Raw genomic sequence first — 25,080 nt, 5'->3', positions numbered from 1 at the left:
TCTCACTTTGCAAGATTAAATAAATGGGTATTGCTTGTGTTTAACACTTTCGTTAGTATGCATCGCTCGTTAAATCACATCTTCGGCCTTGGTTACGTAGACCTATAAAAGATATTTTTAGGCAATCTAAAAAACAAGCACAAGGATAAGACATAAAAATATGTACTTTACACTTTTGATATTTTTTATTTTAATTTCAATACTTTTAGTCGGCTGCATCATGTTACAACAGGGTAAATGGGCTGATGTTGGCGCATCTTTTGGTGCAGGCGCATCAACTAGTTTATTTGGTTCCAACGGTTCCGGAAATTTTATGACCCGTATAACCTCAGTATTGGCTACCTTATTTTTTATAATCAGCCTTATTTTAGGCAATATTGCGACCAATAAAAAAAGTGAATGGGAAAATTTGAATCAGCCCGAAAAATCCAGGCAGGCGAAAAACACAGAAAATCCTATTAATCAGCCTCAGACAGATATACCACAATGATGTATTAGAAAAATATGACAATGCATGGATGCCTTTTCTAACTTTTCAATTTGAAGTTGTTATAAAGAATCTGCCGTGGTGGTGGAATTGGTAGACACGCTACCTTGAGGTGGTAGTGCTCAATTGAGCTTGCGGGTTCGAGTCCCGTCCTCGGTACCATCTAAAATAAGCATTTCAAATAACTTGCTTTTTAGTTGTTAGACACGTATTATATTGAGGCTCTTAAACGCGGGATGGAGCAGTCTGGTAGCTCGTCGGGCTCATAACCCGAAGGTCGTTGGTTCAAATCCAGCTCCCGCAACCAATTTATTACCCGTTAAGGGATAAAAAATCTAGTTATAAAACCCCGAGTTTCGGGGTTTTTTGTTATTTAAAAGCAAGTTTATCGAAATTTTTAGCTGTTTTTCGGGGTTTCATAAACACCTCGGCTTCCGGGCAGCGATATCAGGCACAGATTTTGACCTAACCGGCTGGTTTTCTATTGAGCGGCCCCTGTTTTGCCTGTATAGGAATCGTGCAACTAGGCCCTTCTTTGAAACAGAAATCTACTGAGGATCGTTTGCTTGTCTATATTAGTAGAAAAATTAAAAAAAATTATTATAGCCCCGGTTGAAGGATTAGGCTATGAATTAGTCGGGATTGAGTTTATTCAAAATCGACAATCGGTATTGCGTATTTATATAGATCATGAAAAAGGGGTCACTGTTGATTCCTGTGCTGATGTAAGCAAAGAAGTCAGTTTGGTATTGGATGTTGAAGACCCCATAACTATTCCATATAACTTGGAAATTTCTTCTCCAGGTTTAAATCGCCCGCTTTTTACTGCTAAGCATTACGCTCAATTTATCGGTGAAAAAGTGAATCTGATGTTACGAATGGCTATTCAAAATCAGCGTAAATGGCAAGGCGTTATTAAATCCATTGATGGCGAATTAATCATTGTTGCTGTTAATCAAAAAGATGAAGTGTTCGCACTAAGCAATATTCAGAAAGCAAATTTGATACCCCACTTCTCAGTGCGTGGATAAGGCAAGTAGTTATGAACAAAGAAATTTTAGCTGTTGTAGAAGCCGTCTCAAACGAAAAATCTCTTCCTCGCGAAAAAATTTTCGAGGCATTAGAAAGCGCATTAGCAACAGCAACAAAAAAAAAATATGATCAAGACATTGAAGTTCGTATTAACATTAATCGTAAAACCGGCGATTTTGATACTTTTCGTCGTTGGCTCGCCGTTGATATTGTGACATCACCCACACGAGAAATCACTTTAGAGGCGGCTCAGTTTCAAGATTCTCAAATTCAGCTCGGTGATTATTTTGAAGATCAAATTGAATCTGTCATTTTTAATCGAATTACAACACAAACAGCCAAACAGGTCATAGTACAAAAAGTCAGAGAGGCCGAGAGGGCGATGCTCGTTGAGCAGTTTCGTCAGCATCAGGGGAAAATTGTCACCGGCGTAGTAAAAAAAGCGACTCGTGAAAATATTTATCTTGATCTGGGGAATAATACCGAAGGTATTATTAGTCGCGAAGACATGTTGCCAAGAGAAAACATCCGTACAGGTGATCGTATTCGTGGTGTTTTGTATGATGTGCGTCCTGAAGCACGAGGGGCTCAATTGTTTATCAGTCGTTCACGCCCAGAAATGCTGATAGAGTTATTTCGTATTGAAGTCCCTGAAATTGGCGAAGAATTGATTGAAATCAAAGCCGCTGCGAGAGATCCTGCTTCTCGAGCGAAAATTGCAGTAAAAAGTAATGATAAACGTATTGACCCCGTGGGCGCTTGTGTAGGAATGAGAGGGGCTCGTGTTCAAGCTGTTTCCACTGAATTGGGCGGTGAACGTATCGATATTATTTTATGGGATGATAATCCTGTGCAGTTTGTCATTAACGCAATGGCACCTGCAGAGGTGGTTAGTGTCACCATAGATGAAGATAAGCATACAATGGATATAGCTGTCGAAGCTACTCACTTGGCTCAAGCGATTGGACGTAATGGGCAAAATGTGCGTTTGGCTTCACGACTCAGTGGTTGGGAATTAAATGTGATGACGGCAGCAGAACTACAGTCAAAAAATCAAGATGAAGTCGACTCTATTATACATACTTTTATTCAACACCTGAATATTGATAAAGAATTTGCTGAAGTTTTAATTGAAGAAGGTTTATCTTCTTTAGAAGAATTGGTTTGTGTCCCTATTGAGGAACTATTAGAGATAGAAGGGCTTGACGAAGAAATGGTTAATGCATTGCGTGATCGAGCTAAAAAAACATTAACCACCCTTGCCTTAGCAGAAAATTTTAGTGATAACTTCCCCTCTGATAATTTATTAAATTTACCCAATATGGATTCTAAAATTGCTTTTAGATTATCTGCATCTGGCATATCCACTCTGGAAGATCTGGCTGAGCAGTCTATTGACGATTTGGCTGATATTGAGGGTCTGAGTAATGATAAGGCCGGCGAGCTGATTATGGCTGCCCGCGGGATTTGTTGGTTTAGCGATGATAATACCTAAACATTTACCCAGAATTTTTAAATTCTTTCGCAATATTAGCGGAAATGACTTAATTTTAATGAGCTTAAAAATAATACGTAATAAACTTGTAGTTTAGGAAGGAATAGCATGACAGATGTAACCGTAAAATCGCTGGCAGAAGAAATTAAAACTTCTGTTGATCGTTTAGTTCAGCAATTTTTTGATGCAGGGATCAAAAAATCGCAAGCGGATGCTGTAACCCAGCAAGAAAAAGAAAAATTGCTGGCGCACCTTAATCGTCAACAGGGCACCGTGGATAATCAGCTTACTTTGCAACGAAAAACTCGTAGTATTTTAAACATTCAACTCACTGGCGGAAAAAGTAAAACTGTGCATATTGAAGTACGTAAAAAACGTACTTATGTTAATCCATCTATCACAAAGCTAGAAGCGCCTCTTCCAGAAGAGAAAAACGCTAAAATATATAAAACAACAAAAAATACATTTTCTCAAGAACCACTCAATAAAACGTCTTCTCAAAAATCGCTTAAAACTAAAGCCATTGAAACAGCAAAAATCGAATCTCCCAAAAAAGAATGCTTTTCTCTTAAAGAAAAACAGAAAAAAGAAGCTCAATCTGAAAAATCGCGGCGTGCAGCAGAAACCTCATCGCTGAGGCGTTTTGCCGAAGAAGAGGTCAGGCGTAAACTCGAAGAGGAAGCAAAGCGTGTTGCCGAACAAGCTCGAAAAATGGCCATTGAAAATGAAGCTAAGTGGTCAGAGCTGGTGACAGATCAAATTGATTCGGCGGATTACCATCTAACAACTTCAGAACACGCTCGTGCTGCAGAAGACGAAAATGACGCTAAAGTTGAAGGAGATCGACGTAGTCGTCATCGTGGGACTAAAACAACAAAACAGAAAAAGACCAATAAACTCTCTGAGTCCAAATCGGATCGTGAAGAAGCTAGAGCAGTCGTTCGAAAAAGTAAACGTAAGCCAAGTGCCTTACAACAAAGCTTTAATAAGCCTCTTGTCGCTCTTAATCGTGATGTCGTGATTGGTGAAACCATCAGTGTTGCTGAATTAGCTAATAAAATGGCCGTTAAAGGTTCTCAAGTAATTAAGGCCATGATGAAATTGGGCGCTATGGCAACAATTAATCAAGTGATAGCTCAAGAAACCGCACAATTAATAGCAGAAGAAATGGGTCATAAAGTGATCCTGAGACAGGAAAATGAGCTAGAAGAAGCTTTAATGAGTGATAGAGATACCGGTGTTTTAACAGTGCATCGTGCACCTGTTGTGACTATTATGGGTCATGTTGATCATGGGAAAACCTCATTACTAGATTATATTCGCTCAACAAAGGTAGCCACAGGAGAAGCTGGCGGAATTACGCAACATATTGGGGCTTATCACGTTGAAACAGAAAATGGCATGATCACTTTTTTAGATACTCCAGGACATGCGGCTTTTACGTCTATGAGAGCTCGAGGTGCCCAGGCAACGGATATCGTTGTATTAGTGGTCGCGGCCGATGATGGGGTTATGCCTCAAACTATTGAAGCGATTCAGCATGCTAGAGCTGCCAAAGTTCCAGTGGTGGTTGCGGTCAATAAAGTAGATAAAGCAGAAGCGGATCCCGTTCGTGTCAAAAACGAATTGACACAATATGGTATTCAACCTGAAGAATGGGGTGGCGATTCTCAATTCATTCATGTATCTGCAAAAGTAGGAACAGGTATTGACGATCTTCTTAACGCTATCTTATTGCAAGCAGAAGTCCTTGAGCTAAAAGCCGTAAAAAGCGGTATGGCCAATGGAGTGGTTATAGAGTCTTTCTTAGACAAAGGCCGGGGTCCAGTTGCAACAGTCTTAGTAAAAGAAGGTACCCTAAATAAGGGAGATATTGTTTTATGTGGCCTTCAATACGGTAGATTACGTGCAATGCGTAATGAATTAGGCCTTGAAGTGATTTCTGCTGGCCCCTCTATCCCAGTAGAAATTCTTGGGTTGTCTAGTGTTCCTTCTGCAGGAGATGCAGTGACTGTTGTTCGTAATGAGAAAAAAGCGCGCGAAGTTGCTTTGTATCGACAAGGTAAATTTCGTGAAATCAAGCTGGCTCGCCAACAGAAATCAAAACTTGAGAATATGTTTGATAACCTGAAGGAAGGTGAAATTTCAGAATTAAATATTGTATTAAAGTCTGATGTACAGGGTTCTTGTGAAGCCATCAGAGAGGCATTACAAAAATTGTCGACAAATGAAGTGAAAATTAAAATCATTGGTTCAGGTGTGGGATGTATTACAGAAACAGATGCGACTTTAGCAGCAGCATCCAACGCAATTATTCTAGGCTTTAATGTTCGCGCTGATGCGACAACGCGTCGTTTAGTAGAAGCAGAAAACTTAAATTTACGTTACTACTCTGTTATTTATGATTTGCTTGATGAAGTTAAGCAAGCCATGAGTGGCATGCTTGCACCAAAATATGAACAAAAAATTATTGGTCTTGCAGAGGTTCGTGACGTATTTAAATCTCCAAAATTTGGGACCATTGCTGGTTGTATGGTTGTTGAAGGCCTGATTAAACGCAGCAGTCCTATTCGTGTACTCCGTAATCATGTGGTTATCTATGAGGGTGAACTAGAATCTTTACGTCGTTTCAAAGATGACGTAAACGAAGTACGTAATGGAATAGAATGTGGTATTGGAGTGAAAAATTATGATGTACAAGTGAACGATACGATTGAAGTTTTTAAAATAATTGAAATTAAAAGAACTATTTCTTAAAAATACAACATAAGTAATATCTATCTCAATGAGCTTGTTAAACCTCAATTTATTTGGAGGCAAATATCATGAAAGAATTTAGTCGTGCTCAACGTGTATCTCACGAGATACAAAGAGAAATTGCCCTCATCCTTCAACGTGAAATTAAAGATCCAAGAGTTGGAATGGTCACTGTTTCCAGCGTTAAAATGTCTCGTGACTTAGCCTATGCAAAAATTTTTGTAACGTTTCTCAATGATTTAACAGAAAGTATGGCACCTGATTACCATCAGACAGATGGGCTTAAGGCTCTTCAAGAATCTTCTGGCTATATCCGAGTATTATTGGGGAAATCAATGTGCCTACGAATAGTGCCGAACCTGACTTTTATTTATGATGACTCGTTAATCGAAGGCATACGTATGTATAACTTAGTAACTTATGTTACTAAGTCGGATCAAAAACATCAAAAAACTGACAGTAATATCAAAAATGCAATTTAAACGCCGGCGCTCCGGTCGTGATGTTAATGGGATTTTATTATTAGATAAGCCCAAGAATTTTTCTTCAAATCAAGTTTTACAAAAAGTAAAATCTATTTTTGCTGCCCGTCGTGCGGGACATACAGGTGCATTGGACCCTTTAGCAACAGGCATGTTGCCGATTTGCTTTGGTGAGGCTACTAAATTTTCGCCATTTTTGCTTAATGCAGATAAACGCTATCGAGTGACTGCTTATCTGGGTCATACAACAGAAACCTCTGATGCTGAAGGCAGCGTTATTAACAAACGAGAAATCACATTTACGCAACCTCAGTTAGACGAAGCCCTAGAAAAATTTAGAGGGCCTATTTTACAAATCCCTTCTATGTATTCTGCATTAAAACATCAAGGAAGACCTCTATATGAATATGCACGTCAAGGAGTGACATTAGACCGTGAAGCTCGTCGCATTACTGTATTTGATTTACAATGTCTTCGTTGGGAGGGTCATGAACTAGAACTTGAAATTCATTGCTCTAAAGGCACCTATATTAGAACAATAGTAGACGATTTAGGCGAAGTATTAGGCTGCGGTGCTTATGTTAGAGATCTTCGTCGTTTACAGTTAGCAGATTACACGCATGACTACATGGTGACATTAGAAAAACTTGAAGAACTGACATTGCAAAATAATACTTTAGGCTCTGCAATAGATGTATTGCTACTGCCAATTGAGAGCACTGCTTTACACCTTCCAGAAGTTAACTTAGAATCTGGCGCTGCTGCTTGTATTAAACAAGGTCAGCCCGTTTCGTTTTTTGACAATCCTACTGACACCATCATGGTACGCCTCACTGAAGGTGGTGAGCGTCATTTTATTGGTATTGGTATTATTGATGCTCATGGCCGAATCGCGCCAAAACGTTTATTAAGAAATGTTGCAGATTCTTTATAAGGCGTTATAAAATTACGTGATTTTGACATTCAAGAACAAGATGTTCAATAAAAGCCACCATAATTGTTTATTTCATAATCAATGATTATGATCAATCAAAATACATTTGGCTATGATCTATTAGAAATACCCTACTACTTTAAGAAGGGAGAATATCAACACAAAATAGAATGACAAAAAGCTTGATGTAATCAATTTCTGAATTAGAGATCGGGTCCATTCTATTACATTGTTAAGGTTAAAAATTATGTCTCTAAATGCTAAACAAAAAGCCAAAGTAATACTTGAGCATACTAGTTCTGCTCATGATACAGGTTCTACTCAAGTTCAAGTTGCTCTTCTGACATTAAGAATTAATGATTTGCAAAAACATTTTTTAGAACATAAAAAAGATCATCATAGCCGAAGGGGTCTCTTGCGCATGGTCTCTCAGCGTCGTAAGTTGCTTGATTACTTAAAAAAACGAAATATATCCAAATATACAGATCTGATACAATCCTTAGGTCTACGTAAATAATGCAGAAAATAATCACATTAAAGGGGCCAATTGGCCCCTTTTTCTACAGTTTATCTAAAATATCAATTTTATCGCTTTCTGATATTGATTTAGAAATAAGCATCATAAAAAATTTCACAACGCCTATTATATAAGAAAAGGATACTATTTTGTTCACTCCGACTATCTGTAGATTTGATTACGGGCAGCTTAAAGTCACCATAGAAACAGGCATGATGGCCCGCCAAGCTACGGCCTCTGTAATGGTAATCATTGAAGGTACTGCCGTTTTGGTTACTGTCGTCGCCCAAAAAGAGGCCAAACCTGGAAAAACATTTTTCCCTTTAAGCGTACATTATCAAGAACGCAGCTATGCTGTTGGCCGTATTCCCAGTAATTTTTTTCGACGTGAAACTCGCCCAAACGAAGGGGAAACTTTAACTTCTCGTTTAATTGATCGTCCTATCAGACCTCTATTTCCTAAAGATTTTTTAAATGAAGTACAGGTTATAGCGACTGTCGTTTCTGTGAATCCGAAGGTGAATCCAGACATCGTTGCTATGATAGGCACCTCTGCTGTATTAAGCTTATCCGGCATCCCATTTCATGAGCCTATAGGCGCTGCCCGTGTTGGATTGATCAATGGGGCGTATGTCCTTAATCCTACTCCTGAAGAGTTAAAAAAAAGTGATTTAAATTTAGTGGTTGCCGGTACAAAAAACGGAGTTTTAATGGTTGAATCAGAAGCCAATGTTTTAACTGAAGAGCAAATGTTAGGCGCTATTATTTTCGGTCATGAGCAGCAGCAGATCGTCATTGAAAGTATTAATGATCTAGTGAAAAAGGCAGGGAAACCAAAATGGCCTTGTACACCTAAAATTGTGGATGAAAAATTGAGAGCCTCTATTACAGAAGAGGATAAAAGAGATTTAAGCAACGCTTATCTTGTTACCGATAAACAAGAACGTTACGCTAAACTCAATGAGATAAAGATAAAGATTATTGAAAGGATTTTAAAAGAAAAAGAAACTATAAATACGGAGCAAATTCAAGATATTCTTTACGATTTTGAGAAAAATCTCGTGCGGCAACGTCTTTTAAAAGACGAGCCTCGTATTGATGGTCGTGATAAAGATATGATTCGGGCTTTACACGCTTGTATAGGTATTTTACCACGTACACACGGTTCGGCACTATTTACTCGTGGTGAAACTCAAGCATTGGTCACAACGACTTTGGGTACCTCTCGTGATCTGCAAACAATAGATGATCTGATGGGCGAACGCTCAGATTCTTTTCTATTTCATTATAATTTTCCACCTTATTCTGTAGGAGAAACAGGCATTCTTGGCTCACCTAAACGACGTGAAATCGGTCATGCTCGTTTAGCAAAAAGAGCATTAATGGCTGTGATGCCGAATATAGAAGAGTTTCCTTACACTGTTCGAGTGGTTTCAGAAATTACAGAATCAAATGGCTCTTCTTCGATGGCCTCAGTCTGTGGTGCTTCTCTTGCCCTTATGGATGCAGGTGTTCCTATCAAATCTGCCGTTGCAGGTATTGCTATGGGGCTCGTCAAAGAAGAAGATAAATTTATCGTGTTATCTGATATTTTAGGAGATGAAGATCATCTCGGTGATATGGATTTTAAAATAGCAGGGACTTCTGAAGGCATTACTGCATTGCAAATGGATATGAAAATTCAAGGTATTACACTTGAAATTATGCAATCTGCTTTGTATTACGCAAAAGCGGCACGTTTGCATATTTTGAGTGTGATGAATCAGGTCATTAGTTCAGCACGTTCTACCATCTCTCAGTATGCGCCTCATATCTACAATATAAAAATCAATCCTGAAAAAATTAAAGATGTTATTGGTAAAGGGGGAGCGGTGATCCGTGCGCTATCTGATGAAACGGATACTAAGATTGATATCTCAGATGATGGTAATATTACTATTGCTGCTTTAAGTCAAAAAAGTGCTGCTTTTGCTCAACAACGCATCGAAGAAATTACAGCCAATATTGAAGTAGGAAGCATTTATCAAGGAACAGTAACCCGCATTGCAGATTATGGTGCTTTTGTTTCGATTGCCTTTGCTAAAGAAGGGTTGGTTCATATTTCGCAGATCGCTGAAGGTAGGGTAGAAAAAGTAACAGATCATTTAAAATTAAAGCAACAGATAGCAGTCAAAGTTTTAGAGATTGATCGCCAAGGCCGTATTCGTTTAAGCATCAAAGATGCTATAGCGGATACTTCTAAAAATAAAATAGAAGATACTCCTGTAGATTCCTCTTTCGAGAGGATCGCATAAACAATAAATTTTTTTAAAAAAAATTTAGGGCAGGCCCATTAAATAAAAGCGCATAACAGGGTGCCAAATTAAGTGTAGCTTTTATATAAGAGAGGAGTGCTGTATAATACCGACCCTTTGTTTCTGAGTGTTTGAACGTAATTCTTTCTTAAGGATTGGAGGTTTCTTAATAGATTTTAAAATTTAACTATCCTAAATATTTAGGAACTCATTTAACACAGGCACAAATTTTGATACTGTCTATAAAGCCTTCGATATGAGTTGTCAGAATTGGCACTGATAGATCAAAAATAGGCGCATTTATTAGAGGGTAAAGAATTAAAAACAAAAAATAAATAAGCGCCCAACTGATTTATTTTTGTTTTACCCCCAACTATATACCTAACTAGTAGATCATTGTTGTTTTTTATAATTTAATTTGAGCCAGTTCACACTTTTCAATGAAAATCATTCCATGTTTTTTCGACAAGTTATGTAGACTGGCCGCCATTTTTAATGAGGCATTTTACATGACGATTGAGTTACCTATCTCTTTTTCTACATTGAGGCTCTCCCCATCTATTATTTCTGCTCTTACTGATTTAGGATACGAAAAACCTTCTCCTATCCAACTGGAATGTATTCCATATCTACTAAACGGTTGTGATGTGCTCGGAATGGCACAAACCGGAAGCGGAAAAACAGCAGCTTTTAGTTTACCTCTTTTACAGAATATTAAACCTGATATCAAAGCCCCGCAAATTCTGGTGTTAGCACCCACCCGTGAACTCGCGGTTCAAGTTGCTCAAGCATTCACCAATTTTTCTAAGTATATGAAAGGCATTAACGTATTAGCACTTTATGGGGGGCAACCGTATCACGTTCAATTAAAAGCTTTACGTCAAGGACCACAGATTGTAGTAGGTACCCCAGGGCGTTTATTAGATCACCTAAAACGAGGTACTTTGAATTTATCTTCGTTGACAGGTCTAGTATTAGATGAGGCTGATGAAATGCTGCGTATGGGATTTATAGAAGATGTGGAAAACATCCTGGCTAAAATCCCAGCCGAACATCAAACAGCACTTTTCTCTGCGACTATGCCAGACGCTATTCGCCGCATTACTCGTCGTTTCATGAAGGAGCCAAAAGAAGTTCGCATTCATTCTAATGTCACTACTAAACCTGATATAACTCAAAGTTACTGGCCCGTGTTTGGTATGCGTAAAAACCAGGCTTTAGTGCGTTTTTTAGAAGCAGAAGATTTTGATGCTGCTATTATTTTTGTACGAACAAAAAACGCCACGCTGGAAGTCACAGAAGCATTGGAAGATAGTGGTTATAACAGTGCAGCGTTAAACGGTGATATGAACCAATCTTTACGTGAACAAACTTTAGAGCGATTAAAAGATGGTCGTTTGGATATTTTAATTGCTACTGATGTAGCCGCAAGAGGCTTGGACGTTGATCGTATTAGTCTTGTTGTTAATTATGATATTCCCATGGATTCTGAGTCTTATGTTCACCGTATCGGTCGTACAGGAAGAGCCGGCAGGGCCGGGCGTGCCTTGTTATTTGTTGAAAATCGCGAGCGCCGTTTATTAAAAAATATCGAACGTGTTATAAAACAGCCTATTCCGGAGATTCAGTTACCCAAAGCAGAATTACTCAGCCAACGTAGATTAGAAAAATTTGCCGCTACAGTCAGACAACACATTGAAAGCAGTGATTTAGAAATGTATAAAACTTTACTAAAAAAATTACGACCAGAAGAACCATTTGATTTAGAAATAACCGCAGCCGCTTTGCTAAAAATGGCTCAGAGTGAGCGTCCGTTAATTTTACCGCCAGATCCTGTTCGTTCAGCGCGGCGCGAATGTCATGAAAGAGAGGTCCGTTCAACTCATCGCCGGCGTGATTATAGTGACGCGTCTGAACGCCCTTCTTACCGAGAAAGACGCGATATTGGAGAAATGCAACTGTATCGTATTGAAGTGGGTCGTAATGATGGTGTAGAGATTCGTCACATAGTGGGGGCTATTGCAAATGAAGGTGATATTAGCAGCCGTTATATTGGCAACATCAGCTTGTTTCCTTCCTATTCGACCATCGAGCTGCCAAAAGAAATACACAAAAAGATTGTGTCTCATTGCAGTCGTACACATATTCTTAATAAGCCTATCAATATTAGGCTTTTAGGTAATTGTCCGCAAGAGCGCCGGGAACGTCGCCCATCCTCAGACAGGAGATCAACTCGTTCACTCAGCGATCAAAATCGTCCGTATGATACTCAGCATCGTCGTTCATTTGCAGGAGTGGCTCGTTAAAAAACATGACCTCTAGGTTTCATTGGTATTCATTATAAAAAAAGCAACGACAGCTTGTCAGCTAGGGTATTAAGTAGGAAAAAATCGAGACATAATAATCGAAAACTGACAAGAGCCGAGAACTGATAATAAGCGTAATTTCATTATATTTTTTCAACTTAGGTAAACATAATGTTTGAACAAGAAGTTACTATTAAAGCTCCGAATGGTTTACACACACGTCCAGCTGCCCAATTTGTTAAAGAATCAAAACAATTTAACTGTGATATTAAAGTTATTTCAGACGGAAAAAATGCCAGTGCCAAAAGCCTATTTAAATTGCAAACTTTAGGTTTAGCTAAAGGTACTAGTATTGTTATATCAGCTGAGGGTGAAGACGAACAAAAGGCGGTTGAATATTTAGCCAAATTACTGGCAGAACTTGAGTAAAGCCTCGACTGTTTTAATGTTAAAATTTTTATAAAAAATAAGGAAATCTAATGATTTCAGGCATTCTAGTGTCCGAGGGGATAGCTTTTGCTAAAGCCTATTTGCTAGTAGAAAAAAAAATTACCATCAATTCGAATCATATTTCTCCAGCGCTGGTTGATTTTGAAATAGATCGTTTCATAAGGGCTTGTACGAAATCTTCTGAACAACTTGAGGCCATCAGAACGAAAGCTAAGATGACATTAGGCGAAGAAAAAGCCGTCATTTTTGATGGACACATCCTGCTATTAGAAGATAAAGAATTTGAAAAAGATGTCATCCATCGTATTAAAAATAAAAAGGTGTCTGCTGATTCTGCTGTTCATTTTTTGATTGAAGCTCAAGCTACAGAGTTGGAAGAATTAGATGATGAATATCTTAAAGAGCGGGCTGTCGATATACGTGATATTGGAAAACGTCTTCTTAAAAATATGTTTGGCTTACCTGTAACTGATCTTGGCACCATGACGGAAGAGGTAATTCTAGTGGCTGTAGATTTAACCCCTTCTGAAACCGCACAACTTGATCTTGAAAAAGTGTTAGGGTTTATCACTGACTTGGGTGGCCGTACTTCTCATACTTCTATTATGGCTCGTTCACTTGAATTACCCGCTATTGTTGGCACTAAAGATGCCACAAAAAAAATTAAAAATGGAGAGAATTTAATTCTTGATGGTATTAATAACAGAGTTTATGTCAATCCCACTCAAGATATTATCAATAAGTTAATAGAATTTAAACATCAATATATGACTGAAAAAGAAGAACTCGTTCAGTTAAAAAATTTACCCGCCGTGACTCACGATGGGCATCAAGTTGAAATTTTTGCGAATATTGGTACTGCAAATGATATCCGTGGTGCTAAAAATAATGGCGCAGAAGGCATCGGGCTGTATCGTACGGAATTCATTTTTATGAACCGGAATGATTTTCCGACAGAACAGGAGCAATTTGAAAACTATAAAACTGTCGCTGAAACCATGTCTCCAAAGCCTGTAATCATTCGTACTATGGATATCGGAGGTGATAAAGATTTACCCTACATGAACCTTCCAAAAGAGCAGAATCCTTTTCTTGGATGGAGGGCGATTCGGATTAGCTTAGATCGTAAAGATATATTACATACCCAATTACGAGCTATTTTACGGGCTTCTAATTTTGGGAAACTCAAAATCATTTTTCCGATGATTATTTCTGTTGAAGAAATACGCATACTCAAATCAGAAATAGAATTATTGAAAGAACAATTACGCCGCAAAAAAATTAATTTTGATGAAAAAATTCAAATAGGTATTATGGTAGAAACACCATCTGCAGCTATTAATGCTCATCACCTTGCAAAAGAAGTGGATTTCTTTAGTATCGGTACAAATGATTTGACGCAATATACTTTAGCAGTTGATCGTGGAAATGAACTCATTGCCCATATTTATAATCCCATGTCTCCTTCTGTACTCAACTTAATAAAAAGGGTCATTGATGCTTCTCATTCAGAAGGCAAATGGACGGGCATGTGTGGTGAATTTGCAGGTGATAAAAGTTCGGCCTGTTTACTACTCGGCATGGGGCTGGATGAATTTAGTATGAGTGCGATTGCAATCCCAAAAATAAAGGGGATTATTCGTAAAACAATATTTTCAGAAGCAAAAAAACTCGCTGAAGAAGTACTGAGTCAAGCAACCACTGAAGACATTATGAATGTGCTTAGCCGTTTCTCTAAAACGGAATCGACATAATACTATAGACCGTTATTACACAAAGAAACCTGGAAACAATAAAAATAACTTCTTGTTATAAAAACACAGGCTTATTCATTCGTAGAATGAATCGCCTTAAAATACCAAACTAAATATTAATATCCAGGAAAAAATCATGGGGTTGATCGATAAATTAAAATCATGGATTTCATCAGATAATAAAAAATCAAATAGAATCATTGATATTTATTCTCCTATATCTGGGGAAATTATTCCAATTGAACAGGTCCCGGATGTTGTTTTTGCCGAAAAAATTGTAGGTGACGGTATTGCTATCAAACCTACAGGCAACAAAATAAGAGCGCCGATTGACGGCACCATTGGAAAAATTTTTGAAACCAATCATGCTTTTTCTATGCAATCCGATAATGGTATTGAGCTTTTTGTTCATTTTGGTATTGATACTGTTGAGCTAAAAGGCGAAGGGTTTAAACGTATTGCAAAAGAAGGCCAGTATGTTCAAAAAGGAGAGGTGATTCTTAAATTTGATCTATCGCTACTTTTAAATAAAGCGAAATCTTGTCTCACGCCTGTTGTAATTTCTAATATGGACGAAATGAAAGACATGATAAAACTCACAGGTCAAGTCAAAGCAGGTGAAACACCTATTCTTCGTATTAGAAAATAAGATATTTTATTTTAACATCAGAAAAATATCTTATAGACCCCTCTTTTAGATCCCGTCTCTAACTGAAAAGAATTTTTCGCCTGCTATTTTATTAGGGGGGTATTCGTAGGAATAAAATTTTCTTTTTTCGTTAATGTTGAAATTTCAGGAGCCCATGTAGTCGCAGAGGTAGAAATAGATTTTTCTAATAGGTTATTAATTGAATCTACATCTGACTCATTTAAAGTACCAAAACTATATTTTGGGTTTTTGCTTAGCCTCATAAAACTTATAGTTCGATTTTAATACATCAAGAATAGTACACGTCACGACACTATAACAAACTTCCATCGAATTTAATGAACTTTTTCAGAAACATCAGCTGATTGATAAGCATCAATACTACTGATGGCAGCCGAAATATTATTAAACGAAGTGCGAAGTTTTTTAAACATTGCGCGTTTTTACTGACTAATCTTTCACTGAGTCTGACAAAATTATGTTGAGCTTGCTTAAGTTTAGAACGGGTAAACCCTCCTTGATACAGTGGAATATCTCAATTAATACTCACGCTATTTTCCCAGTGATAACTCTTGTCACTCTAGGGCCCTTTTCTTTTGTAGATGTTGCTAAATTCACTGGAAGCATTTAAATTCAGGGTTATCATATGCCTGCTTATGCTAATTAATTTGATAACGCACGAAATCTTGAGATAGACGAACAACTAGTAATTTTAAGTTTTTTGTTCTGCTTCTTTAACGAACTGGTTAACGTGCTCGGGGTGAGAAACCTTAAATCGATCCACATTAACAGTGCTTAAGGAAGCATAAGCACCTACACTGATTGCCTGCAATGCTTCCAAAGCGTTATCAATCTCATTACGAGATTTCGCCTTATTAGCTAAAATCATATCATAATCAGCACGTGCGTTTTGCACATCTGTGATTGTAACTAATCCAACGTTCAATCGTTATGTTATTATCATCTAATTTCCGATAAATTACTGTTTTTTGACTTGATAAAGGACAAGATATCAATAGTTCTCAATACGTTAAAATAAGCCGTTGCGGCGCTCAGTAATAATTGTTGCTCTTTGACTTGAAAATCAACCTCTTAGATACCCGCTGATTTTTGATGAAACGTCATTTCTCGCTATTGTAATATATTAAAAAGAGTTTCTCATTAATTGTAATGCAGCGATCGCTTATTAGATTTTAAATTTGTATTACTTCTCCAGCCTTCTTTATAACCATTAACACCACTTAAACCTATCTAAGACAACAGGGAACTACGTGATTCGTTTATTTTTTCATATGCGATATCTCGTTCTGCTGCCGCACTACGTAAATCAGTATTACTGCTTTTTGCTTGCCGATAAACTTGTAGCAAATTTTCAGCTTCATGGCATGAACTAAAGCAGAGCAAATTTAATCCAATTAAAAATGACGCTTTTCATTATTTTGAATCCTTGTAACATATATATTCACAATAATGCATATTATGAATGATTCAATTAAATACTCAACTGAAATAGATTCAGTGATAATAACATAATTCTTTAAATTAGATTATAAAAAATATATTTTTACTGATATGGAAATATATTAATTTTATTAATAGTGCTATCAAAATTCATTTATATTTCTTGATGAATGATGTAGATTTTTTAAATTATTATTTATTTTATTTTTTAAAACCCAATTCACAAAATATTAATAAATCTTTTTGAGATTAACTCATTTTTAAATAAATTAAGCGTATTAAAAATAAAATTTATTTATAAAAAGTATAATTTATGAATATAACAAAATAATATATAAACTCTTATTATCTTATATGTAAAAGAGAAAATAATAAGAAACATTCTTATTAAACCATATATTTTTTGTAAAACTTATTAATGTAATTTATAAAAAATATACGTGGATTGACGTTTTTAAAGTATGTCATACTTATTGGTGTTTTAGTCGGATTAGGAACGGTTCTTAAGGTACCGTTGGAAAAATTAATTAAAAATAGTGTATAGAAGATCCAAGTTATTACTAGTTCTAGTTATAGTACTAGTACTTGTGAATATTGCTAAAAATTAGAGCAGTCCATAATTTAGATAGATTAAAAATTTTTAAATGTAGATGATTATCTTCTTGAAAATTTTAAGTGTATTATCACTATATACAATAGAATTGCGATTACATTTAAAGTAAGAGTTTTAATCTTTTATATTTTATTTTTAAGTTTTAAGAAAGTATTTTATTTAATAAAATATTTTATATGGAAACATTATCGTTTTTAAATCATTTTTTTGTAAAATATCGTTTGTTTGTTGCACCGATATAAAATATCTCCTCATTAGTAATGAATTACTCTTCATCGTTACTTCAACAAGTCTTTTATATGTGTACTTTTTTAATCAAAATCACTTTTTAAGTACTTTGATTTTTTATTGATATATTTTTATTTTTATTCTTGGACTGATGAGCGGTTAGGATATTAAATTAATAACCTTCTTAATATTTGGTTTAAATCGTTTACAAATTTTACATTTTATATTTTACACTTCAATCTGTAGTTTATTGGTTCTACTTTTAAGAATATTTATTTATTTTCTAACATAAAAAGATAAATTTATTATGGGGTGTATATTTCATTAGGATTTTTATTAAGTATTATTTATTCAGTATTTTTACTTTTTTTAATCATTTGTTTACAAAAAAGGGAATAAAACCAAAATGAATTATATAGTAGTCTTACTATCTTTTATATTCATAATTGTGATTTGTGGTGTTGGATTACTCACATATAATAAAGAAGATAAAAAGATTTTATCACTAATACCACCAATGTGATCAGTGAAAATACAGTGTTTAGTTTATTGGCTAAAGCAAAAAAAGATAGTGATTGTGGATTTATTAAATAATAAAAATTGTATTTTGAGTCATCAATAACTTCCTGAATCTATCCTTTTAGTGAAAAGCAACTTATCTCCTTTGGCTTCAATTAAAGGGTTTTTATTAAAAATAATTTAGAAAAAATGCTTATATTACAAGAAAAATGATAGCATAAGCGGGAAATCCAGATTTTATAAAATTTAATTTAGCATCAGGGAAAATGACCTATACGTGTGAGATAGGTACAAATTAGTATTTACTTAATTTATTCCATCCTTGAGATCAGGTTTCTTTACAACTACAGAACTGTAGAAAGTTCAAATTAAAATTAAGAGAATTAATGCATAGATTAATCCACATTGTTACAAATTCTAATAAAATGAAAAAAGAAAAATGGAGATGACATGGGAGATAAGAATGTCTATATAGGTGTTTACATTAATATCTATTATATTTTTTGCTCAGTTATTTTATTAATACTTCATCTTTTCAAAAAATGTTTTATGAAAAACGAAAAATAATTATTTCTTATTTATTATTGATTGCTAAGTAATATTTTGACGTTTTTATAATGAGAAATATTTTTAGGAAAGCAATATAATATGATTTTCTTTATTTTTATTATATTGTTTTATTCTTTTTGATAAAAAGAAGAACATCGGTTTATAAAAAAGTTAATGACAAGAAGGTTGAAACTCAAACAACCTGAATTAAAAAATGACTTATTCTATAATTAAAATCATAGGTTTTTATTAGAAAAAATAAGAGCATACTTTGTATCGCTAGGCTATTTTCTTTGATTTTTTCATCATATTTATTTTTAAAATTGAATACTCAAAAAATATATTAATTGCGCTATTTTTAATAAGTAATATTTTTCTATTGGTTTTGATTAATTATTAATTAAAAGTATTAGTTTTCATAAAACTCGCTTTATGTTATCTTGTTTTCCTTTTTTATTGATATGATATCAGCTCGTATTCACGCCGGAATGACGATAGAAAATCCACTAATTATAGTGATGAAAATTTTTATAAAATTAATCAGGATACTCCTTCATTAATCATGAAATGAGTTCGTAACGCAGAAGTCTATGGTCTTAAAAATGCAATAGAAACATTGCATCAGGAGGTTTCTTTTTAGAAAAAAATGTTTTGTAATGCAGTGCAGAATAATATTGATTTCGGTTCTTCCGTATATGAGCATTTAATGAAATTTTCAACCGATATTAAAGAAATGCAATTAATGGAATTTGAAGAAAAAAGAAGTAAGTTATTCATAAAATGAACATTGATTTTGTTTTTGTTGATCTTTATTGATTTTATGATATTAATGATATCCTGAACTGCTTTATGGTTGTTTTAGGAAATCCGTTTTTATGAGCTATAAAATAAATAAAATTATTTTATCTACAATTTTAATATTACTTACCGTCTGTGCAGCTTCTACTAAGAAAGATTATCAACTAGATGAGATAAAAAAGTGTTCTTATTAAATCAAAATTTAATCAAAAATTTTTCTGATTAATGTCTTTATATCTCAATTCTTTTACAAAAAAGAAAACAGCACATTCAGATTACAAGCATCAGAGTTTTATTGTTTATCTGGAGATAACGATTTTTTTTTATACTATCTATAATCTCTTGTTTCAAAATCTCATTATTTGAAAAATATGAAAAAATTTATTTATTACATGTGAAAAATTTAATTTAAAAAGATAGAAATGAAGAAGATCAAGTTATTATCGAAATATATTGAAATAATATAAAAAGTGCGGAATAGTTTAATTTATATGGTATTGCATAAGCCAATATAGGGAAATTTTTAAAAGCAGAAAACGCTTTTAAACAATATTGAGATCTTTTTATTTCAAATTTTACTGTATTAAACAATTTTGCCGTGCTTGCTATTTAAAAGAGAGATTATAAAAAGTCGTTTCTTTTCTTTTACCGGAATATCTAAAAGGTAATACAGATCCAAAATTAATACATAATTAAATTTTTTACTTAGTTCAAATAAAAGATAATTCTTATGCAAAAAATAATTGAAATAAAAAATATCTGATAATCCAGATAAGCTGCTTAAAGTATTAAGTCAAATCTCTCAACCACACCTCTCAATTAAAGATAAAAAATGAAAAAACGTCTGTACATCAACTTTTTCTTGTCAGGGAAAAGGCGGTTGTGACACAATTTTTATTGTGTCTGTTAATGTTGATTGAGCTTATATTTCTCTTGTTTGAATCAGTCCATTCATTCATCAAAAGGGTCTCTTTTAATCTGGCGATTTTAAAATCGATTAAAAGAGCTCAAAATACTCTAAAGGTCAATTACAAAGCAACACTTGCAACTAAATTAGCAAAACAAAAGACTCAACTAAGTCCTTTTTTGACACGAGAGGGCATTTAAATCTGAAATTTTATTTAAGTCTTAACGATTTTATCAGTAATCCTCATGACTTCTATGCCAACAGTAATTCATTGGATCAATATAAACTGAAATATAGATATCAACCTTTTTTATTACCCATTTTTCTAGTGAATTTTACTTTAATTCGTGAGGTGCTTTTTGTTCAAGAAGATCAACGTTTTTATTTGTTCATGATAAACAAGGAGGCATCACAGTTGAATTGTTTCTGATGACTTTATTTTTTGTGATTTTATTTTTTATATTAACTACCATAGTGCAATACATCAATATAATAGGAAGATTCAATGCTATTGCTTACTCGCTTTCAAGCGAGTTAAAAGAAAGAACCGTTTATATGCTGCTAGACAGCCTCTTTTAACAGGGGCGCGAATCAATTAGTACGTGTCGCAATCGAATTATTTCGATATAATAATATATATTTTAACAAATCCGCGCAATGCGCTGGTGTTATAATCTCCTTATTTTGAAGATGATCCGCAGGCCACAGGGACGAGCTCAGATACAAAACACACAAACATTCGTGAGGCCGCTAAGTAGTGCTCAAGGTATACCATCTTGCTTCCCTACAGAATCGTTGAAGGCGATGATGGCGATCATCTAAATGATCGAAAGAACAAAAAAGAGGTCATGCTCTGTTAAAAAAGGGGGATAGGCATTAATCATGAATGAATCCCGTTTTATCGAGTGACTATTTGTATCCCCCCGGATTTTAATTTAAGCGTGTTCCAGAGCCATTTTTATCAGAGATAAAGTTCTCCTCTCCCATGATGCTGGCTCTCTCATTCTTTTTTAAATTTTAAGAAAAAACAATAACAATGTTGCGTATCATCAAAAACTGAGATTATTGTATTTATTGAATAAGGAAGCTCAACCTATAAAAAATTTTTTCAGATTTTCTGTTTTTTACTTTAATTTATACCACTTTTGAATACTGTCGTTTAATTAATGAAAAAATTAAAGAAGAGCAAGTTTTAGAATAAACGAGTTTAATATTCACGGCGAAAGATAATGACGATTCCTCTGGAACGCTAGGAGATCGAAATCGTTTTTAACACACAGTCATATTGAGTCTTTTATTCATTCAACAACAGCAACTAATGAAAGTATTGAAATTACTTCTTCTACTTAAAATAATTTAAAAAATATACCATTACATTAAGAAATGCTTATTCATATATTTTTAATTCATTTGCAACAATGAATGTTTCAGGTAAAACGGCAGCCCAACAGTGTATCAGGAAGAACCTATGGATGTTGTTTTCTTTTTTAGTTTTTATCGTCATATGATAGAAAATCCACTTCACATGAGTTGGGAGACAAGACAAAAAATTAATGGGTTAAAAAGTGTTGATAAAAAATAAATACTATTTTAGAAATGAATCCCTTAAATAAAGTGGGTTTCATGCCTTTTTCGGTGGGAATGAAAGAAAGACAGTATTGTTTTCAACCTTTTGTTTTTCTTTTAAAACCTAATGATGACAACATAAATTTTTGTCATGCTGCATTTAAAGCACCTCAATAAACAGAAGTTATTAGCAATAAGTATTGATTTTGTAAAAACAGTAAACAAAATACCATTTTCCATGACGGATTCTAATGTCATTAGTTTTTCACTGGATAAGCGTTTATGTAGCCTCTCTATTATATAGAGATCCTATTCCTCTACCTCGTGAAAAAAATGAAATTTTCATAATTATTAATTATCATATCTGATACGGAGTAAGCTCGCCTCATAGCGATTAATGATGACAATAAAAGAGTTTTACGAATACACTTTAGCAATAATACCTTAAACATATCTGATAGCTTCGTTGAAACAGGCATGTGCGAGAAAATAAAAATAGTGGCATTAAGATGTATTGCATCGGTACCGGCAGGTCAATTGAAAGCCCAATTATTAGAAACCACAGTGTATAGGAGAAAACATATGCATAATTATAATAATTTAAATAATGTGGATGAGGAGCTTCAACAAATTCTTAACGCCAGTGGAGATGATCCTATAGGGACTAATGTTTTACATTAATTTAATGTTATTTTTTTAATGCGACACACCCTTTTCATCTCGAAAAGAGACATCTTTTATCAAAACTGTCTTTTTTTATTGACGCTAATCTCCTGTTTGTCATTGAGTTCTTGTGTTTATCCACGTCATTATACACTGGGTTATCTACAAATTCCTCGAGTTGTTCACTTGCCAGATCGGCGATTTATCATTATTTTGTTATAAAAAAAATTTTTTAGCACTATATCTTGTGTTTTAACTCAATTTTCTTTTTTTAATTTGAACTATTTTCATAAAACGTTTTTGACTTCTTTAAAGGTAACAAGAAAATGAACCACAGCTTACTTGTGACTAAGCGTGATGGACGAAAAGAATCGATTGATCTGGATAAAATTCACCGGGTGATTAATTGGGCAGCTGAGGGACTCAATCATGTTTCGGTTTCTCAGGTTGAATTACGTTCTCAAATTCAGTTTTATGACGGCATTAAAACTGAAGATATTCATAAAACCATGATTAAAGCGGCCGCTGATTTAATTTCTTGTGAAGCGCCAGATTATCAATATCTCGCCGCCCGTCTTGCTATTTTTCACCTCAGAAAAAAAGCCTATGGCCGTTTTGAGCCCCCCCCTTTATTTGAGCATATTTCAAAAATGGTTAAAATGGGGAAATATGATTCCCATCTTTTGGAAGACTATAGTGAAGATGAATTCGCACAGATGGATGAATGTATTGATCACTGGCGAGATATGACGTTCTCTTACGCTGCAGTCAAGCAATTAGAAGGAAAATATTTAGTACAAAATCGCGTGAATCAGCAAATTTATGAAAGTGCACAATTTTTATATATTTTGGTCGCTGCTTGTTTATTTTCTCGTTATTCAGCTTTAACACGTTTGGATTACATCAAACGCTTTTATCATGCGATCTCCACCTTTAAAATTTCCTTACCTACGCCGATTATGGCGGGTGTCAGAACCCCAACTCGTCAATTTAGCTCGTGTGTTTTAATTGAATGTGGCGACAGTTTGGATTCGATTAATGCGACTGCCAGCGCGATTGTCAAATATGTTTCACAGCGTGCAGGGATCGGTGTGAATGCGGGCGTTATCCGTGCGCAGGGCAGCCCTATTCGCTCCGGTGAAGCCTTTCATACCGGTTGCATTCCTTTTTATAAATATTTTCAGACCGCGGTCAAATCCTGCTCTCAAGGAGGGGTACGGGGTGGCGCTGCCACTGTTTTTTATCCTGTATGGCATCTTGAAGTCGAAAGTTTGCTTGTTCTTAAAAATAACCGAGGCGTTGAAGGCAATCGAGTCCGTCATATGGATTATGGCGTGCAACTTAATAAATTAATGTATCAGAGGTTGTTAAAAGGAGAAGAGATCACGCTATTTAGTCCTTCAGATGTACCAGGCTTATATGCGGCTTTTTTCTCAGATCAAAGTGAATTTCAGAGGCTCTATGTACAATATGAAGCCGACTCTGACATTCGTCATAAGAAGATTAAGGCGGTCGAACTTTTTGCTCTACTGATGCAAGAGAGGGCATCAACAGGCCGTATTTATATCCAAAATGTGGATCACTGTAACACGCATAGCCCTTTTGATCCCAAAGTCGCGCCCGTTCGGCAATCTAATCTGTGCCTAGAGATTGCTTTACCGACCGCTCCGCTTAATAATATCAATGACGAAAAAGGAGAAATTGCCCTTTGCACGCTCTCGGCGTTTAATCTGGGTGCCATCAACAGCTTGGACGAACTCCAAGAATTAGCCACTCTTTCTGTGCGCGCCTTAGATGCCTTATTAGATTATCAGCATTACCCGATTCCGTCGGCACAAAGAAGCGCGGTTTCGCGCCGCACTCTGGGTATTGGTGTGATTAATTTTGCGTATTATTTAGCTAAGAATGGAGTTCGTTATTCTGATGGCAGTGCCAATAATTTAACCCATCGTACTTTCGAAGCCATTCAATACTATCTTCTTCGGGCTTCTAATGATTTAGCACGCGAAAAAGGGGCTTGCTCCTGGTTTGATCAAACCCATTACGCTAAAGGCATTTTGCCTATTGATACCTATAAAAAAGATCTCGATGATATCCACCAAGAGCCACTGCATTATAATTGGGAGTCTTTGCGTCAAGATATTCTGAAGTTTGGTTTACGTCATTCTACGCTGTCATCTCTCATGCCTTCGGAGACCTCATCACAAATTTCTAATGCCACAAATGGCATTGAACCGCCGAGAGGTTATGTCAGCATTAAAGCCTCAAAAGACGGTATCTTGCGCCAGGTTGTTCCAGAATATGAATCTTTAAAAGAAGCGTACGAGCTGTTATGGAATATTCCTAATAATGATGGGTATCTTCAGCTGGTGGGGTTGATGCAAAAATTTGTGGACCAATCGATTTCTGCTAATACGAATTATGATCCAAAGCGTTTTTCTAACGGTAAGGTACCGATGAAACAATTATTAACTGATCTTTTAACCGCTTATAAATGGGGGATTAAAACGCTGTATTATCATAATACACGTGATGGTGCAGATGATGTGCAGGGTGGTGATCTCAAAGAAAATCTATCGATGGATGATGCGTGTTCCAGCGGTGCTTGTAAAATTTAAA

16 protein-coding genes and 2 tRNA genes are annotated in these 25,080 nt (G+C 35.2%); 17 read left to right on the top strand and 1 reads right to left on the bottom strand.

What is annotated here, in order from left to right; translation table 11 throughout:
- The first annotated feature begins 160 nt into the window (after positions 1-160).
- From secG to crr, 14 genes are all read left to right on the top strand, one after another.
- Positions 161-490 carry a preprotein translocase subunit SecG gene (gene secG / locus CICURV3402_RS03270; protein ID WP_158379844.1) on the top strand — a complete coding sequence of 110 codons (330 nt, stop codon included), beginning with the start codon at positions 161-163 and terminating at the stop codon, positions 488-490.
- A 72-nt stretch (positions 491-562) separates the two neighbouring features.
- Positions 563-649: transfer RNA gene (locus CICURV3402_RS03265), tRNA-Leu, on the top strand.
- A gap of 68 nt (positions 650-717) precedes the next feature.
- Positions 718-794 (top strand) — tRNA-Met (locus tag CICURV3402_RS03260).
- 259 nt (positions 795-1,053) lie between these two features.
- Positions 1,054-1,518, top strand: coding sequence for a ribosome maturation factor RimP (rimP, locus tag CICURV3402_RS03255; RefSeq protein ID WP_158379843.1), 465 nt, complete (start codon positions 1,054-1,056; stop codon positions 1,516-1,518).
- Between the two features lie 11 nt (positions 1,519-1,529).
- Entirely contained in the window at positions 1,530-3,014 is a 1,485-nt protein-coding gene (nusA, locus tag CICURV3402_RS03250; protein WP_158379842.1) for a transcription termination factor NusA, read from the top strand.
- 108 nt (positions 3,015-3,122) lie between these two features.
- On the top strand, positions 3,123-5,771 hold the full coding sequence (infB, locus tag CICURV3402_RS03245; protein ID WP_158379841.1) for a translation initiation factor IF-2: 2,649 nt from the start codon (positions 3,123-3,125) through the stop codon (positions 5,769-5,771).
- A gap of 65 nt (positions 5,772-5,836) precedes the next feature.
- Positions 5,837-6,253, top strand: a complete 417-nt coding sequence (gene rbfA / locus CICURV3402_RS03240; RefSeq protein WP_187306945.1) for a 30S ribosome-binding factor RbfA — start codon at positions 5,837-5,839, stop codon at positions 6,251-6,253.
- A complete protein-coding gene (truB, locus tag CICURV3402_RS03235; RefSeq protein ID WP_158379839.1) occupies positions 6,243-7,187 on the top strand; it encodes a tRNA pseudouridine(55) synthase TruB in 945 nt (314 codons plus the stop codon). The genes rbfA and truB overlap by 11 nt, the downstream gene beginning before the upstream one ends.
- 247 nt (positions 7,188-7,434) lie before the next feature.
- Positions 7,435-7,704: a 30S ribosomal protein S15 gene (gene rpsO / locus CICURV3402_RS03230; RefSeq protein WP_158379838.1), complete on the top strand. Its 270-nt coding sequence runs from the start codon at positions 7,435-7,437 to the stop codon at positions 7,702-7,704.
- 149 nt (positions 7,705-7,853) lie between these two features.
- Positions 7,854-9,998 (top strand): polyribonucleotide nucleotidyltransferase, encoded by a 2,145-nt coding sequence (gene pnp, locus CICURV3402_RS03225; protein ID WP_158379837.1) that lies wholly within the window; start codon positions 7,854-7,856, stop codon positions 9,996-9,998.
- 440 nt (positions 9,999-10,438) lie between these two features.
- Positions 10,439-12,304, top strand: coding sequence for a DEAD/DEAH family ATP-dependent RNA helicase (locus tag CICURV3402_RS03220; protein WP_487249580.1), 1,866 nt, complete (start codon positions 10,439-10,441; stop codon positions 12,302-12,304).
- Between the two features lie 171 nt (positions 12,305-12,475).
- Positions 12,476-12,733: a phosphocarrier protein Hpr gene (ptsH, locus tag CICURV3402_RS03215; protein ID WP_158367375.1), complete on the top strand. Its 258-nt coding sequence runs from the start codon at positions 12,476-12,478 to the stop codon at positions 12,731-12,733.
- Between the two features lie 50 nt (positions 12,734-12,783).
- Positions 12,784-14,508, top strand: coding sequence for a phosphoenolpyruvate-protein phosphotransferase PtsI (ptsI, locus tag CICURV3402_RS03210; RefSeq protein WP_158379836.1), 1,725 nt, complete (start codon positions 12,784-12,786; stop codon positions 14,506-14,508).
- Between the two features lie 136 nt (positions 14,509-14,644).
- Complete coding sequence (gene crr, locus CICURV3402_RS03205) at positions 14,645-15,157, top strand: PTS glucose transporter subunit IIA (protein WP_158379835.1); 513 nt, start codon at positions 14,645-14,647, stop codon at positions 15,155-15,157.
- A gap of 712 nt (positions 15,158-15,869) precedes the next feature.
- On the opposite strand, the gene CICURV3402_RS06550 is transcribed toward crr, so the two are convergent.
- Positions 15,870-16,073, bottom strand: coding sequence for a hypothetical protein (locus tag CICURV3402_RS06550; protein ID WP_235667620.1), 204 nt, complete (start codon positions 16,071-16,073; stop codon positions 15,870-15,872).
- 4,588 nt (positions 16,074-20,661) lie between these two features.
- On the opposite strand from CICURV3402_RS06550, the gene CICURV3402_RS06545 reads away from it, so the two are divergent.
- The 3 genes from CICURV3402_RS06545 to nrdA all read left to right on the top strand — a co-directional run bounded on the left by CICURV3402_RS06545 (position 20,662) and on the right by nrdA (position 25,079).
- Positions 20,662-20,811, top strand: coding sequence for a tight adherence pilus pseudopilin TadF (locus tag CICURV3402_RS06545; protein WP_235667652.1), 150 nt, complete (start codon positions 20,662-20,664; stop codon positions 20,809-20,811).
- 1,464 nt (positions 20,812-22,275) lie between these two features.
- On the top strand, positions 22,276-22,479 hold the full coding sequence (locus tag CICURV3402_RS06540) for a hypothetical protein (protein ID WP_235667619.1): 204 nt from the start codon (positions 22,276-22,278) through the stop codon (positions 22,477-22,479).
- Positions 22,480-22,787: 308 nt separating this feature from the next.
- Positions 22,788-25,079, top strand: a complete 2,292-nt coding sequence (gene nrdA, locus CICURV3402_RS03185; RefSeq protein WP_158379834.1) for a class 1a ribonucleoside-diphosphate reductase subunit alpha — start codon at positions 22,788-22,790, stop codon at positions 25,077-25,079.
- Position 25,080 lies beyond the last annotated feature (1 nt).

Source organism: Candidatus Williamhamiltonella defendens (assembly GCF_900699045.1).
Lineage (GTDB): Bacteria > Pseudomonadota > Gammaproteobacteria > Enterobacterales > Enterobacteriaceae > Hamiltonella > Hamiltonella defensa_A.
Note: the sequence above shows the minus strand (reverse complement) of the source record. Positions and strands in the feature narration are given on the sequence as shown.